The 15,918-nt window shown below is 74.1% G+C and carries 13 protein-coding genes and 1 tRNA gene; 4 read left to right on the plus strand and 10 right to left on the minus strand.

What is annotated here, in order from left to right:
- Positions 1–56: 56 nt before the first annotated feature.
- The gene (locus IE264_RS00995; protein ID WP_032758462.1) at positions 57–1,031 is read right to left on the minus strand and encodes a D-2-hydroxyacid dehydrogenase; all 975 of its coding nucleotides are present in this window, start codon (positions 1,029–1,031) and stop codon (positions 57–59) included.
- 211 nt (positions 1,032–1,242) lie between these two features.
- Between IE264_RS00995 and IE264_RS01000 the strand changes: the two genes are divergently transcribed.
- Both IE264_RS01000 and IE264_RS01005 read left to right on the plus strand, forming a co-directional pair.
- A complete protein-coding gene (locus IE264_RS01000) occupies positions 1,243–2,007 on the plus strand; it encodes a maleate cis-trans isomerase family protein (protein WP_032758463.1) in 765 nt (254 codons plus the stop codon).
- A 143-nt stretch (positions 2,008–2,150) separates the two neighbouring features.
- On the plus strand, positions 2,151–3,278 hold the full coding sequence (locus tag IE264_RS01005; RefSeq protein ID WP_032758464.1) for an LLM class flavin-dependent oxidoreductase: 1,128 nt from the start codon (positions 2,151–2,153) through the stop codon (positions 3,276–3,278).
- Between the two features lie 30 nt (positions 3,279–3,308).
- On the opposite strand, the gene IE264_RS01010 is transcribed toward IE264_RS01005, so the two are convergent.
- Positions 3,309–5,204, minus strand: coding sequence for a putative bifunctional diguanylate cyclase/phosphodiesterase (locus IE264_RS01010; protein ID WP_078657527.1), 1,896 nt, complete (start codon positions 5,202–5,204; stop codon positions 3,309–3,311).
- Positions 5,205–5,606: 402 nt separating this feature from the next.
- On the opposite strand from IE264_RS01010, the gene IE264_RS01015 reads away from it, so the two are divergent.
- Positions 5,607–6,848 (plus strand): M6 family metalloprotease domain-containing protein, encoded by a 1,242-nt coding sequence (locus IE264_RS01015; RefSeq protein ID WP_032758466.1) that lies wholly within the window; start codon positions 5,607–5,609, stop codon positions 6,846–6,848.
- A 62-nt stretch (positions 6,849–6,910) separates the two neighbouring features.
- Here the strand turns inward: IE264_RS01015 and IE264_RS01020 are convergent.
- The 7 genes from IE264_RS01020 to IE264_RS01050 all read right to left on the minus strand — a co-directional run bounded on the left by IE264_RS01020 (position 6,911) and on the right by IE264_RS01050 (position 13,416).
- A tRNA-Lys gene (locus IE264_RS01020) sits at positions 6,911–6,984 on the minus strand.
- Entirely contained in the window at positions 6,975–7,661 is a 687-nt protein-coding gene (locus IE264_RS01025) for a bifunctional DNA primase/polymerase (protein WP_063605764.1), read from the minus strand. Before IE264_RS01025 ends, IE264_RS01020 begins: the two co-directional genes overlap by 10 nt.
- Positions 7,662–7,854: 193 nt before the next feature.
- A complete protein-coding gene (locus tag IE264_RS01030) occupies positions 7,855–8,196 on the minus strand; it encodes a DUF8844 domain-containing protein (RefSeq protein WP_032758467.1) in 342 nt (113 codons plus the stop codon).
- Between the two features lie 107 nt (positions 8,197–8,303).
- On the minus strand, positions 8,304–9,638 hold the full coding sequence (locus IE264_RS01035) for an AAA domain-containing protein (protein ID WP_015608728.1): 1,335 nt from the start codon (positions 9,636–9,638) through the stop codon (positions 8,304–8,306).
- Between the two features lie 31 nt (positions 9,639–9,669).
- Entirely contained in the window at positions 9,670–11,346 is a 1,677-nt protein-coding gene (locus tag IE264_RS01040; RefSeq protein WP_032758468.1) for a hypothetical protein, read from the minus strand.
- A complete protein-coding gene (locus IE264_RS01045; RefSeq protein WP_032758469.1) occupies positions 11,337–12,575 on the minus strand; it encodes a hypothetical protein in 1,239 nt (412 codons plus the stop codon). The genes IE264_RS01040 and IE264_RS01045 overlap by 10 nt, the downstream gene beginning before the upstream one ends.
- Positions 12,463–13,416 (minus strand): phosphatase PAP2 family protein, encoded by a 954-nt coding sequence (locus IE264_RS01050; protein WP_032758470.1) that lies wholly within the window; start codon positions 13,414–13,416, stop codon positions 12,463–12,465. The genes IE264_RS01045 and IE264_RS01050 overlap by 113 nt, the downstream gene beginning before the upstream one ends.
- A gap of 242 nt (positions 13,417–13,658) precedes the next feature.
- Here IE264_RS01050 and IE264_RS01055 point away from each other — a divergent pair, with 242 nt between their 5' ends.
- Entirely contained in the window at positions 13,659–14,294 is a 636-nt protein-coding gene (locus IE264_RS01055; RefSeq protein ID WP_051821898.1) for a histidine phosphatase family protein, read from the plus strand.
- Between the two features lie 153 nt (positions 14,295–14,447).
- On the opposite strand, the gene IE264_RS01060 is transcribed toward IE264_RS01055, so the two are convergent.
- Positions 14,448–15,842: an NsdA family TPR-like regulatory protein gene (locus IE264_RS01060; protein WP_032758471.1), complete on the minus strand. Its 1,395-nt coding sequence runs from the start codon at positions 15,840–15,842 to the stop codon at positions 14,448–14,450.
- Between the last annotated feature and the right edge of the window lie 76 nt (positions 15,843–15,918).

Raw genomic sequence — 15,918 nt, forward strand, 5'->3', positions numbered from 1 at the left:
GCGGGCGGAGGGTGACGGGGCCGCTGCGGTGAGCGGCCCTCGGCGGTATCTGTCCCTTATGTGCCGTCAGGGTCCTCGGAGTTGTCGGTGGACGGGACGTAACCCCGCTCCTTGTCCACCACATTGGGCAACGGGTGGCCATCCGCCCATAGTTCGTACATCGTCACGAACTGCTCACCCAGCCGGTCCCGCCAGCCGGCCGTGTCCCCGCTCAGATGCGGCGAGACCAGCAGCCCCGGCACATCCCACAACGGGCTCTCCTCGCCCAGCGGTTCCTCCCGGAACACATCCAGCGCCGCCCCCGCCAGCCACCGGCGGTTCAGCGCCTCCACCAGGTCCGCCTCCACCACACTCGCCCCGCGCCCCACGTTGATGAACCGGGCCGAGGGCTGGAGGACCCCGAAGAAGCGGGTGTCGAACATCCCGTACGTCGACGGGGTCAGCGGCACCGCCGAGATCACCCAGTCCGCCCGCGCCGCCAGCGGGCCCAGGTCCTCGATGCCGTGGATGGTGCGCCGGGCGGTCCGGCCCACCAGCGCCACCTGGACGCCCAGGCCGTGCAGCAGCCGGGTGATCTCCCGCCCGATCGGGCCCGCGCCGACGACCACCGCCCGCGAACCGGCCACCTGCTGCCCCTCCCGGTGGTGCCAGCGGTGCTCCCGCTGGAGGGCCAGGGTGTTGGGCAGGTCCTTGGCGAAGGCCAGCACCAGGCCCGCCACGTACTCCGCGATCGGCCGCTCGAAGATGCCCCGCGCATTGGTCAGCACGGTGTCGGAGGCGGCCAGCTCCGGGCAGAGCAGCCGGTCCACCCCCGCGCTCGCCGCATGCACCCACCGTGGCCGCGGCCCGCCCCCGGGCCAGGCCTCGCGCACCGCGTCGGAGGTGAAGTCCCACACCAGCAGCACATCGGCGTCCGGCAGCCGGGCGGCGAGCTCCGCCGCACCGGTCCGCACGACCCGGGCCCGGCCGGTCAGCCGGCCCAGGCGCGGGGACGGATCGGCGTCGAGGACGAGAACGACGGGTTCCGGCATCGGTGGCTCATCACTCCGCAACGTCGCAGGTCGCCCCAGGTGCAGGCTTGATCATGACCTCTGCCCGGACCACGCTCGCAGCAGCTTCCCCCCGCGTCAACAGGGCCCCCGACGAGCCCCGCCCACCCGCCGTCACCGCGCCATCGGGGGAATACTTGACAGGGACAGGGGCACCAGTGGCTTCCGTGCCGACGCCGACGGAAGGGTGAACATGACGACCGTAGGACTTCTCTATCCGGGTCACGCCGCCGAGGACGACTTCCCCCGGCTGGAGATCACGCTCGACACGGACATCAGGCTGCCGCTGTTCCACACCGAGACCGGCGAGGACACCTACCAGCCGGGCGTGCTGCTGGAGACCGGTGCGCCGGACCGGCTCGCCGAGGGCGTCGAGGAGCTGCGCCTCGCGGGCGCCGAGGCACTCGTCTGGGCGAGCCCCGCCGGCAGCTTCGTCTACGGCTGGGCGGGCGCCCACAACCAGATCGCCACCCTCGCCCGGAGCGCGGGCCTGCCCGCCTCCAGCACCGCCTTCGGCTTCGTCCACGCGGCACGGGAGCTGGGCGCCGGACGGGTCGCCATCGCCGCCGCCTGGCCCGAGGACGTCACGACGTTCTTCACGGAGTTCCTGGTGGCGGGCGGTGAGGAGGTGGTGTCCTCCGGGAGTGCCGGGGTCACCACGGCCGCCGAGGTCGCCACGTGGGGGGTGGACCGGGTCAAGGAGCTCGCGCTCGCCGCGGACCACCCGGACGCCGAGGTGGTGCTGCTCCCGGACGCCGCCCTGCACACCGCCGCGTTCATCCCCGAACTGGAGGAGGCGCTCGGCAAGCCGGTCCTCACGGCGAGCCAGGTGACGGTCTGGGAGGGTCTGCGGCTGACCGACCGCCGGATCTGGGCCCCGACCCTCGGCACGCTCTTCGCCGCCCGCCGGCCGGCACCGGGAGCGGTGGAGCCGAAGGGCATCGAGGTACGCGAGTAGCGCCGCCCGGCCCCTGACGGCCCCGCCCGTCGTAGGTTGCTGAGCCCCTTGGCGGCCCCTCCCGGAATAACCGGAGCCATCCTCCTGTTGTACGCCTCCGATACGCGTACGTACGACGAGCAGCACCGGGAGAGGGCCGACACGTGGACGAGATCCGAGGCGGGAACACGGGCGACGGGACGGGCGGCGACGGAATCCGAGGGACGGCGGCCGGCAGCGCCCCCGTACCGCTCTCCGTCCTCGACCTGGTGACCGTGGGGCAGGGCCGCACCGCGACCCAGGCCCTGCGCACCGGCGTGGAGATCGCGAAGCTCGCCGAGAGCCGTGGCTTCGGCCGCTACTGGGTCGCCGAGCACCACTCCATGCCCGGGGTCGCCTCGTCCTCCCCGGCCGTGATCCTCGCGCACATCGCCGCCCACACCGAGCGCATCCGCCTCGGCTCCGGCGGCGTCATGCTGCCCAACCACGCACCCCTGGTGATCGCCGAGCAGTTCGGCACCCTGGAGGCGATGGCCCCCGGCCGCGTCGACCTGGGCCTCGGCCGGGCCCCCGGCACCGACGGCGCGACGGCGGCGGCCCTGCGCCGCAGCGACCGGCTCAACGAAGGGGCCGACGACTTCCCGCAGCAGCTCAGCGAGCTGATCCGGTTCCTGGACGACGACTTCCCCGACGGGCACCCGTACGCCCGCATCCACGCCGTACCGGGCCCGGTCCAGGCGACCGCCCCCGGCGGGGTGCAGTCCGCGCACCGGCCGCCCGTCTGGCTGCTCGGCTCCTCCGGCTTCAGCGCCCGGCTGGCCGGCACGCTCGGCCTGCCGTTCGCCTTCGCCCACCACTTCTCGGCGCAGAACACGATCCCGGCGCTCGACCTGTACCGCAGCTCCTTCCGGCCCTCCGCCGTGCTGGACGCCCCGTACGCCCTGATCGGCGTCTCCGCGCTGGCCGCCGACGACGAGGCCGAGGCCCGCCGCCAGGTGCTGACCGGCGCCCTGTCGATGGTCCGGCTGCGCACCGGGCGCCCGGGGCTGATCCCGAGCCCGGAGGAGGCGGCCGCGTACGACTTCTCCCCGATGGAGCGGGAGTTCGTCGACGGCTGGCTCTCCAACGTCATCCACGGCACCCCCGACGAGGTCCGCACCGGCTTGGACGACCTGGCCAAGCGCACCGGCGCCGACGAGCTGATGATCACCGCCAACGCGCACGGCGGCGACGCGCGGCTGCGCAGCTACGAGCTGATCGCGGACGCGTACGGGCTGCCGGGCGGCGCCTGAGTCGTAAGCCGTACGGGCTGCCGGGAGGCCCTAGCTCTCGGCGGCCGGCCGGGCCGTGATCAGCGCCGCGATCAGCTCCGGCGCCACGGCCCGGGAGTACAGCCACCCCTGCCCCGTGTCGCAGCCGATCCGGCGCAGCCGCTCCGCCTGCCCGGCCGTCTCCACGCACTCCGCGGTGACGGTCAGGCCCAGGCGGTGCGCCAGCTGCACCATCGCCTCCACGATCGTCTCGTCGGCGGGGCTGGGGTGCGTACCGTCCTCGTACCGGAAGCCCTTCACGAACGCCCCGTCCAGCTTCAGCACGGAGACGGGCAGCCGGCTGAGGTAGGCCAGGTTCGAGTACCCGGTGCCGAAGTCGTCGATGGCGATCCGTACGCCCATGTCGCTCAGCGCCTGGAGCGCCCGCAGCGGACGGCCGCCCGAGCCCATCACCGCCGACTCGGTCAGCTCAAGCTGGAGCAGCCCGGGCGCCAGCCCCGTCTCGCCCAGGATCTGCGCGACGTCCGCCACAAGGTCGGAGTCCCAGACCTGGCGTACGGCGACATTGACGCTGATGAAGAGCGCCGGCTCGTCCGGATGGTCCAGCTGCCAGCGCCGCGCCTGCCGGCACGCGGTGCGCAGGATCCACTGGCCGAGCTGCACGATCGAGCCGTCCTCCTCGGCGATCCCGACGAACCGATTCGGCGACAGCACGCCGAACTGCGGGTGGTTCCAGCGCACCAGCGCCTCCACCCCGCGCACCACCCCGTCCGCCATGCCGACCAGCGGCTGGTACTCCAGGGTGAACTCGCCGCGCTCCACGGCGGGCCGGAGCGTGGAGGAGAGCGCCTGGCGGGTCATGCGGTGGGCGTTGCGCTCGGGGTCGAAGAGCGTCCAGCGGGCCCGGCCGTCGGCCTTCGCCCAGTACAGCGTGGTGTCGGCGGCCTGCATCAGCCCGGTCGGCGAGGTGCCCGCCACCGGCCGTTCCACCACCCCGATCGAGGCGGAGACCGAGAGCCGCTGCCCGGCCAGGTCGAAGGGGTGCTGGAGGGCCGCCAGGACCGAGCGGGCCAGCTCGGTCAGGGCCTCCGTACCGCCGGAGTCCTCCACCAGGATCGCGAACTCGTCGCCGCCCAGGCGCGCCACCAGCCGGCTGCCGCCGGGGCTGCGGCTCGCGTCGTTCTCGGCGCAGTCGGTGAGCCGCCCGGCGACGGCGGCCAGCAGCCGGTCGCCGATCCGGTGGCCCAGGGTGTCGTTGATGGCCTTGAAGCCGTCCAGGTCGAGGTAGCAGAGCCCGATCCGGCCGTGCCGGGGGAGCATCGAGTCGTCCTGGTACGGCGGGGTCTCCAGGGCCACCGAGAGCCGCTCGAAGAACAGGGTCCGGTTGGGCAGCCGGGTCACCGGGTCGTGCATCTGGAGGTGGCGCAGCCGGTCCTGGAGCTCGCGCCGGTCGCTGATGTCCGCCACCGTCAGCAGGACCCGCGCGGGCTCCGCGGCCGATGTCCCCGTCATCGGTACGACGGTGACCTCGGCCCACAGGGTGCGCCCGTCGGGGTGCTTGAGGCGGCGGGTGCAGCGGAACCGGGAGCGGCGGCCCTGGAGCACCTCGCGGTAGGCGTGCCAGGTGCGGTCGTCGGAGGCCAGATCCACCAGCTCGCAGGCCTGCCGGTCGGCCAGCGCCCCGGGCGTCGTGCCCAGGAGCCCGCCGAGGGCGTCGTTGGCCCGTACGACGTGTCCCCGGCCGTCCACGACGGCCATGGGGAGGGTGGCGGCGTTGAACGCGGCCCGGTGGTCGCGCAGCTCGGTGGCGGCGGTGTCCGCCGCGCTCCGGATCGGATCCGGGGGGCGTGCCGCAGGTCCTGCCGTATGACGCTCCGTGACCGGGGTGTCCACGGCGTCCGGGGATGTGCCCGCCGGGGCCCGGGGCCCTTCGGAGGTTCCGCTCACCGCTCGCTCCCGCTGTGAAGGTTGTCGTGAACAGGTGGGGTCGGACAGGGCACCGGGTGGTGAACCCGTGAAGGGGCCCGATCCACGCGGGAAAGCGTGGTGAAGCATAGAGGGTGGCGCGTCGGGCGTTCCAGCTCGCATCCGGCCATGGCTCGACCGAACGGCCGGTCTGCGACGTTCCGCTTTGCCCGGTCCTGATGGTTTCTGCGCGGTTCTGTTGCATCGCGCCGCCGGTCCGGTCAGTGGTGACGTTCCGTGAAGGCCTGGGGTGTGGTGTCGGTGGGGGTCGACGCTGCAACCCGTGTGGCCCATGTGACCCGTGTGGGGCAGCACAACAGGGCGCATCACCAGGAAACGGCACAGGGTGGACGAGACGTACCGCGTTCCCACCCGGAGGTCGATGTGCAGCGTGAGCCCGGACCCGGGGGAGCGGAGCGGTTGAAGCTGCGCAGTCTTGCGGCCGCCCTGACCTCCCTCCTGGCGCTCGCCGCCACCTCGCTCGTCGCCGGCCCCGCCGCGGCCGCCGCGCGCGACGCGGCCCCGTGCGCGCTCCCGAGGACAGCGGCGCACCACTCGCTGGGCCTGGACAGCTGGAACGGGGCCTACCCCCAGCCCGCCCGGCGCCTCGACGCAGTCATGATCTTCCTGTCGTTCCCGGACTCCGAGCCCGTGCTCACCCCCGAACTGCTGACCGCCGACCACTTCCCCTCGACCACCCGCTTCTTCGAGCGCGCCAGCTACGGCAGATTCACCCTCCGCCCGCACCCGCAGCGGACCTGGACGCAGATGCCGCGCCCCTCCACCTGGTACGGCATAGAGCGCGACTGGGACGCCAAGAAGCGCACCGCCTACCTGCGCGACGCGATCGCCGCCGCCGACGAGGACGTCGACTTCTCGGCGTACGACATCGTCTATCTCGTCGCCGACCCGGACGCCCCGGGCGTCGACTCCGACGCGACCAAGGTCGTCAACTTCGAGCGGCCGCTGCGCGCCGACTCCACCGACATCCGGCGCGTCGTCACCGTCTTCGAACAGCACCCGCCCGACCGCAACGTCCTCGCCCACGAGACCGGACACGTCTTCGATCTGGCCGATCTCTACCACCGGCCCACCGACGGCAAGGGCGACTGGGACACCTACGTCGGCGACTGGGACGTCATGGGCAGCCAGTTCGGCCTGGCCCCGGACCTCTTCGGCTGGCACAAGTGGAAGCTCGGCTGGCTGGAGGGGCCCCAGGTCGTCTGCGTCCAGGGTTCGGCCGACCTCACCCTGGAGCCGGTCGCCGCCGCCCCCGTGCCCGGCGGGTCGATCGGGACCCGGCTCGCCGTCGTCCGCACCGGGGCGGACAGCGTCCTGGCCGTCGAGGCCCGCAGCGCCACCGGCAACGACCGGGGGACCTGCACCGAGGGCATCCTGATCTACCGGGTCCGCAGCGGGACGGCCTCCGGCGGCGGCCCGGTCGAAGTGGTGGACACCCACCCGGAGACCGGATCCTGCTGGGACCGCTCGGTCTACCCGCCGCTCGCGGACGCCCCGCTCACCGAGGGCGAGACCTACACCGTGCCGGGCGAGCGCACCCGCGTGGAGGTCGCCGACCGCACGCCCTCCGGCTCCTGGACGGTCCGGATCACGGCCGGAGTCTGAGACCGCGTACGTCCCGGAACACGAAGAAGCCCCCCGCTTCCGCGAGGGGCTTCTTCCGTCTGTGCGCCGTCAGGGACTCGAACCCCGGACCCGCTGATTAAGAGTCAGCTGCTCTAACCAACTGAGCTAACGGCGCCTGGTGACGTCGTAGACATTAGCACCCTGATCCGCCCGAGGAAAAATCGAATGTCCGGCCCCCTGGGTCGTCCTCGACCGGCTCACCCGCACACACGCCCAGAGCAGCACATCGGGCCCGGGCAGCCAGGGATTACGGGTGTCGGGCGCCACCAGCCAGCGCGGCCCGGAACCATCGGACGGGCAGGTCAGAGGCGGTACGGTGACGGCGTCGCCGGTGCCGTGGCAGAGCATCGGGGGCACCTCCCCGCGCGGTGCGCGGGACTGCTCCCCACCGCCGGATCCCCACTCCTCCCAGGCCAGCAGCGAGGGCAGCCGCTGGGCCGTTCCGGGGGCGGCGAAGAGCAGCATCCGGCCCCGGTGCACGGCGACGGGACCGGTGCCGGGACCCTCGGCCCAGAGCCGCTCAAGCATCCGCCGCCCGAAGAGGGCGGGCACATTGACGATGTCGAACTGCGAGCCGCAGGGCAGCACCCCGGGCGCGGCCGGGCGCTCCTCCCACTGCGCGAGCGTGGAGCGGGGGTAGGCGGAGGCCCCTGCCAGCCAGGCGGCTCCGGCGGCGGTCACCTGGGCGGCCTGCGCCCCGGTCTGGTCCCGCAGCAGGGCGAAGATGTCGACGGCGTGGGGCGCGGCTCCGCCGGCCTGCAGGGTCGTTTCGTCTTTCAGCCAAGCGCTCATGGAGAAAAGGTCTACCGGGAGTGACGGAGCTGATTCCGAGAGTTGCCGGAAACCGGGACACGGCGGGAGGGGAGGGAGTATCTTGCCCGCCCGGAATATGCCACGGGACCTGACCCCCGGCCTGGGAGCCCCCGCCCTCCCCGCGCGGCCGGCTGTCAGGTGGTGGTGGCGGAGGCGTCGTACGGCCCGGCTGTCAGGTGGAGGAGGCGTCCAGCAGGGACCGCCCGAACTCGATCATCTTCTTCGCGTAGTCCTCGGTCCACTCCGCGCGTTCCGCGACATCCGCCGCCGTCAGCCGGTCGAACCGGCGCGGATCGGCGAGCTGCGCCGCCGCCATCGCCTGGAACTCCACCGACCGGTCCGTCGCCGCACGGAAGGCCTGCGTCAGCTCGGTCGCGCGGGCCAGCAGCTCACGGGGGTCGTCCATCGACTCCAGGTCGAAGAAGTGCTCCGGATCGGCCCCCGCCTCCGACGGCTCGAAGAGCAGGGGCGCGGGGCGCAGCCGCTGCCGTTCGTTCCGCTCGGACTGTGTCATGTGCTGTTCCTCCCTCGGACGGCCCGGACGGCCACCCTCCATTGTCCAACCCCGCGCAAGAGGGCCGCAGGCCAAGGGAGTGCCCGGCCTTGCCCCCTGCGGCTTCACTACGGCTTCCACCGCACCCGGTGCTCGGCGAGGCGGGCCAGCACCGCGTGGTTCGCCTCCCAGCCGTCGGGGAACTTCACCGTGACGCCGAGCTGCACCGGCTCCGTGGAGGGGTGCTCGTCCAGCAGGTCCGCCACCCCCTCCCGGCACACCACGATGCAGGCGTGCCGGTGGCGCGAGGCCAGCACGCACAGGCGGCCCGTCTCCAGGTGGAAGGCGGTCGCGTCGGGGCGGCCCGACAGCGGGTGCAGGACCACCGTGACGTCGAACTCGCGGCCCTGGAGGCGGTTCGCCGTGTCCACCGCGACCCCCGTGACACCCAGCTCAGCGAGGGCCGCCCGCACCGCCGCCGCCTGGTCGCGGTGGGCCGTGCCGACCGCCACCCGGTCCGCCGTCACCGGCACGGGCTGCTCCGCCCGCTCGCTGGTGGCGACACCGCCCCGGTCCAGCAGCCGCCGGACCACCAGCGCCACCGCCCGTACCGCCTCGGGGTCCGTACGCGGGGTGTGCCGGGCCGGCAGCTCCAGCAGGCCCCAACCGGCCTCCGCCGCCTCGTCCAGCACCCGGTCCGGCCCCGAGCCGTCGGAGGCCACCCCGAAGGAGAGCTTCCGGTCCCCGTGGCCCGTACCGCTGCGGAACGGTGTGTACGGGTAGAACGCGTCCGACACCAGCGGCGCCGCCGACGCCGGGAGCCGCCAGGAGACCGGCAGCCGGTGCTGCGGCAGCTCCGGGTTGTGCGCGAGCAGCGTGGAGACCGCGCTCGCCGAGGGGTCGTAGCTCAGCCCCGCCCACTGGTCCGCGCCGACGATCGAGAACGGGTCCAGCTGCCCCGGGTCCCCGACGAACAGCGCCCGCTCGAACAGCCCGGCCACGGCCAGCAGCGCGTCGGAGCGCATCTGGTACGCCTCGTCGACAATCGCGTGCCCCCACGGCTCCACGTTCTTCACGTGCGCCCACTTGGCGGCCGTCGAGATCACCACGTCGAGCCCGGCCAGATCCGCCGCCTTCGCCGATTTCCGTACGTTGTCGAGGCCGTCGAGCACCTTGTCGTACGGGTCGGAGTCGCTGCTGTGGAGCCGGCCCACCGGCAGCTCCGGCTCCTTCTCGGCGAGACGCACCACCAGGTCGTCGACCTGCGCGTTGGTCTGCGCGATCACCATCAGCGGGTGCCCGGCGGCGGCCAGCTCCAGCGCCGCCCGGACCACCAGGGTCGACTTCCCGGCACCGGGCGGGGAGTCCACGACGATGCCCCGGGCGCTGCCGCGCAGGGTGTCGTCGAGGATCGCCCCGGTCGCCCGCGCCGCCTCCGCACCGGGATCGAAGACGGTCCTCACAGCGGTCCCTCCGTGGTGACGGGGGTCGAGGTCACAGCAGGTCCTCCGGGGTCACGGGGTCGGGGTGCTCCGCGCGGGTGGCGGCGTTCGCGCCCGGCGGACCGCCGTGGGTCCACGGCGTCTCCTCCGGATCCGGCAGCTTCGGCCCGCCGCGCTGGTCGTGCTCGAACAGGGTCCAGGTGATCCGCTCCCCGGGCTCCGGCAGCGAACCCGGCGCCGGCTCCTTGCCCCGGCCCATCCGGTCCATGATCCGCAGCACCAGGACCACGTCACTGCCGCCGGAGCCGCTGCCGCCGGAGCCGCTGTCGCCGGGGCCGTCCTCGCCGGAGCCTTCGTCGCCCGGGTCCCCGGAGGCGTACCGCACGAACTCCGCCGTCTGCGGCTTGCCGTCCAGCGAGCGGTACACCTTGGTCCGCTCGCCCAGATGAGGCCGCTCGTCCGTGCGGAGGGTGACCAGGGGGCGCGGGGACGGACGCTTGGACTCCGTGTACGCCATCTCGACCTCGGTCACGTCCGCCAGGAACGCCTCGCCCGCCAGCCGCCGCCCCGCCAGCACCAGCGGATCGTCCAGCGCCTCCTGAGCCTCCAGCTGGGCCTGCGCGGTCTCCCGGGAGGCCAGCTTCTGCGCCGCCGTCACCGCGTCGTCCCGGCGGGGCTGCGGCGGCTCACCCGAGCTCACCCGGTCCCGGTGGGCGGTGAACGACCAGCGGTCCCGGGTCCAGCGGTCCTCGGCCCGGGACCCCTCGGGCAGCTCCCGCAGCAGGTCGAGTCCCTGCCACACCCGGTCCCAGGTGGGCAGCATCACCCGGGCGAGCAGCGAGCGGATCTCCCGCTCGGCCTTGCTCAGCTCGCCGAGCCGCTCGTCGGCCGTCAGCCCGTCCTCGGCCGCCGCCAGCGCCTGACGGGCCCGGTCGTACCGCTCGATCGCGGGGGCGAGGAGCCGGTTGTCGAAGGCCGGGTCGGTGGCGGGCCCGGCGGGCGGGCAGAGGAGCTGCCCGTCCTTGTCGCGGGCCAGCTCGGCGGCCAGGGCGGCCTCCGCGCCGCTCGCGTCCCCCGGCGGGTCGATCCAGGCGAGCAGCGCGCCCAGGTGCTGGTCCTCCAGGCTGCTCTGCCCGGTCGCCCAGTGCCGGTTCAGCAGGTCCGTGGCGGCGAGCAGCAGCGAGGAGCCCGGCACCCGGGCCCGCTCCCCGTAGTGCGTGAGCCAGCGGCCGAGCAGCGGGACGCGGACCGGGGCCGGGTACGGCGTCTCCGGGTCGTCCTCGGCGGTGCGGCGGAACCGCATGGAGCGGCCGAGCAGCCGGACGAACTCGATGCCGGCCCGGCTCGGCACGATCAGCTGCGGCGCGTCCGTGCACAGCTCGACCTCGACCTTGGTCTTCTTGCCGGTGGCCGGGTCGGTCTCGTTGCGCTCGGCGGGCTCGACGACGTCCGCGTACGCCTCGATGTGCGGCAGCACCGCCTCCGCCAGCTCGGCCAGGAACGCGAACCGCAGGTCCCGGTCGCGCGGCTGGGCGACGGCGAGCAGCCGGGGCGCCTCACGGTCGGTGCCGACCAGCGCCCCGAGCGGGGCCCCGGCCTCACCGGCGGTGGTGAGCGGCACGATCACCAGCGGCCGGTCGGTGAGATGGCGGTGGCGGACGGTCGCCAGCGGCTGGGCGCGGCCGGCTTCGACGGCCTCCAGCCGGGCGAGGGTGGTGATCAGCGACATGCGGCCGCACCCTCCCGCGCGGCGGCGCTCTCCAGCGCCCCGACCCGCAAAAGCGCGGCACTTTCCAGTGCCTCGGCCCGCAGGGCTGCGGCCCGGCGCAGCGCGGCCACGGTCGGGTCGGCGGGGTCGCCCTCCTTGCCCGCGGCGGCGGCCAGCACCCCGGCGACCGTGGTCAGCCCGCCCAGCTCACCGCGCACGCTCCGGCCGAGCGACTCCACGGCCCCCTCGGCCCGGGACCGCGAACGGCAGTGGAAGGCCAGCTCGCAGGCGGCCAGGCACTCGGGGGCGTAGGCGGCGTCGACCGAGGAGACGGCGGACTCCAGCTCCTGGGGCCCGCACGCCGGGTCGAAGGTCGTCCCCTCCGGAAGGGTCTGTGCGATGTCCTCGATGCGGGTCAGCCGGGTCAGCTGGCGGCGGGTGACCGCGCGCTGCTTGCGTACGTCGACGACGGAGGCGGTCGGCAGGTTGGAGAAGTCCTTCGGGCAGACCAGCAGCACCTGGTGGCCGACCTCGGCCCCCTCGACCACCGCCGCGACCCGCTCCAGCGCCAGCACGTACACCGCGGCCTGGCGGGCGGCGGCCCCGACCTTCGCGGCGTCGGCGGAGGCGTCGATCATCGGGAACGACTTGATCTCGACCACGGTCCAGCGGCCGTCGGGGTGGACCACCACCGCGTCCGGCTCCAGATAGGCGGGGGAGCCCGCCACCTCCAGGGCCAGCATCGGGTGGTCCAGCAGCGCCCAGCCGCCCGCCGCCGTCGCCTCGCGCAGGGCGAGCGCGGTCCGCGCGGCCCGGCCCTCGGGGCCGGCGGCGCTCAGATCGGGCGTGGCGGCGTGCTGGTCCGGGGCGGGGGAGCCGCCGCCGAGCCGCTCGTACAGCAGGCGCAGCAGCTCCGCTCCGCCGTCGGCCTTGACCTTGGCCTCGAACGCGTTCCCCCGCATGAAGGCGAACTGGGACTGGCCGAAGGGGGCGGGGGAGCCGAGCGCGGTGGCGAGCACTCCCTTGTCCACCCCGGCGCCGTCCAGCAGGGCGCGGCGCTTGCAGCCGGGGTTGGCGGCCAGGGCGGCCAGCGCGCGGGCGTCGAGCGGGTGCGGTGCGACGGAGGGGCCGCGCAGCTCAGCGAGCCGCTGCCGGAGCGTCGTCGTTGGCCGCGGCGCCCGCGGTACGTCCGTCGGCTGCCGCGTCGGGGGAATCTGCGGAGGAGGTCCGCTGGCCGGGGATTCGCTCACCCGCGGAAGTCTTGCATCCGGCACTGACAATCGGGGACTTCACCGGCTCGGAGACCGCGGACACGGGGGAGAAGGCGGCCCGCAGCCGGTCCTTGACCCGGTCGGCCAGCCGCATGACCGGCCTGGTCAGCAGGGCTCCGATCGCCATCACGGCGCCGCCCGCGACCGCGTCCAGGAAATAGTGGTTGGCGGTGCCCATCACGACGATCGTGGTGATCAGCGGGTAGGCGATGCCCGCCCACCGCAGCAGCGGATGCCTGGCGTGGCGCCAGAGCAGGACACCGCACCACAGGGACCAGCCGACGTGCAGGCTCGGCATGGCCGCGTACTGGTTGGTCATCCCGCTCAGCCCGCGCGGGGCGCTCGCGCCGGCGCCCCACCAGCCGTACGCGCTGTACTGCGCCATCGTGTCGACGAAGCCGTGGCTCGCGTCCAGCAGCCGGGGCGGGCAGGTCGGTATCAGCGTGAAGCCGACCAGACCGAGCAGGGTGGAATTCATCAGCCAGACACGGGCCGCCCGGTACGCGGCCGACCTGCGCCGGAACATCCAGACCAGGATCGCCGGGGTGACCAGGTAGTGCAGGGAGGCGTACGCGAAGTCGGCGGTTATGCCCAGGGAGGGGGTGCTGGTGAAAAGACGATTCAGCGGGTGCTCGGCGTTGAGATACAGCGCCTGTTCGAACCGGAGGATCGCCAGACCGTTGTCGACGGCCGTCGACACGTCCCCGCGCACCAGGAGGCGGCCCATCGAGTAGAGGCCGTACACCACCGCGATCAGTGGGAGTTCCGTCCACCAGCGGGGCCGATGACCGGTCGCGGGCGGCGCGGTGGCGTGCGGCATCCGGTAGCTCTCCCCATGTTCATGCGGCCGACGACGGGCGTTCAACCGTACGGCGGCGGTCGGCCGCCGGCTCCCCCGGGGGTCCCCGAGCGGACGCCCCCCAAGCAGCCTGCCCCGTCCTGGCTCCGGCACCGCGGCGGGTGGCTGCGCAGGGAGGGACGCCCGCACCGCCCCGGAGGTTGCCTTCAGGGGCGGTGCGGGATGATGGAAGGCCCAGCACCACCGTTCCAGGGAGAGCCTTCATGGCACCGCGCATCCTGCTTGCCCGGCATGGTCAGACCCAGTGGTCGGTCCAGGGCAACCACACCGGCAGGACGGACATCCCGCTCCTGGACACCGGCCGCGCGGGCGCGAAACTCCTCGGCGAACGGCTGCACCGGGCGCCCTGGGGCGGGCTGCCCGGGGTCGAGGTCCGCACCAGCCCGCTCGTCCGGGCCGCCGAGACCTGTGAGATCGCCGGGTTCGGGGAGCGGGCCGAGCGGTGGGACGCGCTGATGGAGTGGGACTACGGGGCGTACGAGGGGCTGACGCCGGCGCAGATCAGGGCGGACCGGCCGGACTGGCTGATCTGGCGCGACGGTGTGCCCGAGGGTGAATCCGTCGCGGATGTCACCGCCCGTGCGGACGAGGTGGTCGGCTGGGCGCGCTCGGCCGACCGCGACGTCCTGGTCTTCGCCCACGGCCACATCCTGCGCGCCCTCGCCGGGCGCTGGCTGGGCGAGGACCTGTCCTTCGGCGCCCGCATCCGCCTGGAACCGACGTCGCTGTCGGTGCTGGGCTGGGCGTACGGTGCGCCGGCGCTGGAACGCTGGAACGACACGGGCCACCTGGAACTCCCCAGCCCGTCCGGCGCCCACCCCAGCCCGTCCGGCGTTTGAGGACGGAACCGGTAAGCCCGTTCCTGGGCGCCCACCCCAGCCCGTCCGGCGTTTGAGGACGGAACCGTCGAGCACGTTCCGGGTGCACTGCATGGCTCTCCCGCGCCACGGGATCCGAGAGGGTGCCGCCTCACCCAGGCAAGGGTTCCGTCCTCAAACGCCGGACGGGCTGGAGGCGCGGGTCGACTCCCGGTGGCGGGTCAGGAAGGACGCCGCCCCCGGCACCCCACCCGGCCGAGCCTCCAGCACGCGGACCGCCCCCGCCACCATCCCCCGGATCCGCGAGGACTGGACCCGGTCCAGCAGGTCCAGCACCTGGTGCCCCGTCGCCGCCGCCTCGTCCACCCGCCCCGCCCGCGCCAGGTCCCCCGTCAGCTGCGCCCGGTACAGCGCCAGGTTCCGGGTGAAGTGCGCGTCCTGGAGCCCCACCGCCCGCCGCCCGTGCCGCGCCGCCCGGGACCAGTCGCCCAGCGCCGACCAGCACTGCGCCTCCAGCAGCTCCAGCTCCGCCTCCCGGAAGAAGCTCATCCACTCCGGGTCACCCCCGGCGGGCCCCCGCTCGAACGCCGCCCGGGCCCGCCCGATCGCCCGGTCGCACCCCGTACGGTCCCCGAGCCCCGCCCGGCCCCCCGCCTCCCGCAGCGCGAGCAGCGCCAGCAGCCGGGGTGAGCCCAGCGTGCGGGCCGCCCGCTGCCCGGCCTCGGCCGCCCGTACCGCCTCCCGGGGCCGCCCCGAGTCCCGGGCCAGGAACGACGTGTTGCAGAAGGCGTGCGCCTCAAGACCCGCGTCCCCCGCCAGCCGCGCCGTCGCCAGCGCCTCCGCGTAGTGCGAGCGCGCGTCGTCGAAGCGCCCCGAGTCGTGGGCCAGCCACCCCACCGAGATGGCCAGCTCGCCCGCGCCCGCGTGCAGCCGGTCCGCGGTGGCCCGCCGCGTGGTGGTCCCGGCGTCCAGCAGCTCGTACGCGGCCTTCAACGGCCGCGCGGCCTGCCGGTAGAGCCCGTCCGCGCCGTGCCGGTCGTCCAGCACCCGGATCCGCCGTACCGCCTGCTCCACGGCGTCCACCTCGCTCTCACCGACCCGGCGCTGTGCGGGCAGGGAGATCCGGGCGGCGGAGGCGGGCGCCCCGCCGAGACCCAGGGAGGCGGCGGCCACAGTGGCCGTGCCGCTCATCATGAACACGCGACGCAGCACGTCGCTCTCCTCGTCGGTGTGGTGGGTGCCGCCGTGCGGGGCGGCGGGCTCGGACGGCGGAGCCGGCGGCGGCTCGGAGACGACCCGCGCCCCCCGCCCCCGTACGGTCTCGCGGGCCGAGAACCCCAGGTCGGCCAGGGAGGCCCCGGGGAACATGTGCAGGAAGACCCGTTCGTACGCGTAGTTGGGGCAGCGGATCTCCCCGGACTCCACGCGTCCGATGTACCGGGCATCGCACGCGACCTGCTCACCGATCTCCCGCGCCGCCCTGCGGACGGCGGCCGCGAACTCGCCTGCCGAGCGCTGTCCGCGCAGCTGGCGGAAGACGAGGTTGGGAACTGCCCCTGTCGACACCATGGCCGGCCCCTCTCTGGTGCAAGCCGGGTTCTGCTTTCCGGTGTCCCGGCGGAGCAAGAACGTACCTGCTGTGACA

The sequence above is a fragment of the Streptomyces microflavus genome, from assembly GCF_014650075.1.
Taxonomy (GTDB): domain Bacteria; phylum Actinomycetota; class Actinomycetes; order Streptomycetales; family Streptomycetaceae; genus Streptomyces; species Streptomyces microflavus.

Coding starts and splice junctions, on each gene's coding strand:
- IE264_RS00995 (WP_032758462.1), bottom strand. CDS start 1,031: ATGCCGGAACCCGTCGTTCTCGTCCTCGACGCCGATCCGTCCCCGCGC.
- IE264_RS01040 (WP_032758468.1), bottom strand. CDS start 11,346: ATGTCGCTGATCACCACCCTCGCCCGGCTGGAGGCCGTCGAAGCCGGC.
- IE264_RS01055 (WP_051821898.1), top strand. CDS start 13,659: ATGGCACCGCGCATCCTGCTTGCCCGGCATGGTCAGACCCAGTGGTCG.
- IE264_RS01000 (WP_032758463.1), top strand. CDS start 1,243: ATGACGACCGTAGGACTTCTCTATCCGGGTCACGCCGCCGAGGACGAC.
- IE264_RS01025 (WP_063605764.1), bottom strand. CDS start 7,661: ATGAGCGCTTGGCTGAAAGACGAAACGACCCTGCAGGCCGGCGGAGCC.
- IE264_RS01050 (WP_032758470.1), bottom strand. CDS start 13,416: ATGCCGCACGCCACCGCGCCGCCCGCGACCGGTCATCGGCCCCGCTGG.
- IE264_RS01030 (WP_032758467.1), bottom strand. CDS start 8,196: ATGACACAGTCCGAGCGGAACGAACGGCAGCGGCTGCGCCCCGCGCCC.
- IE264_RS01060 (WP_032758471.1), bottom strand. CDS start 15,842: ATGGTGTCGACAGGGGCAGTTCCCAACCTCGTCTTCCGCCAGCTGCGC.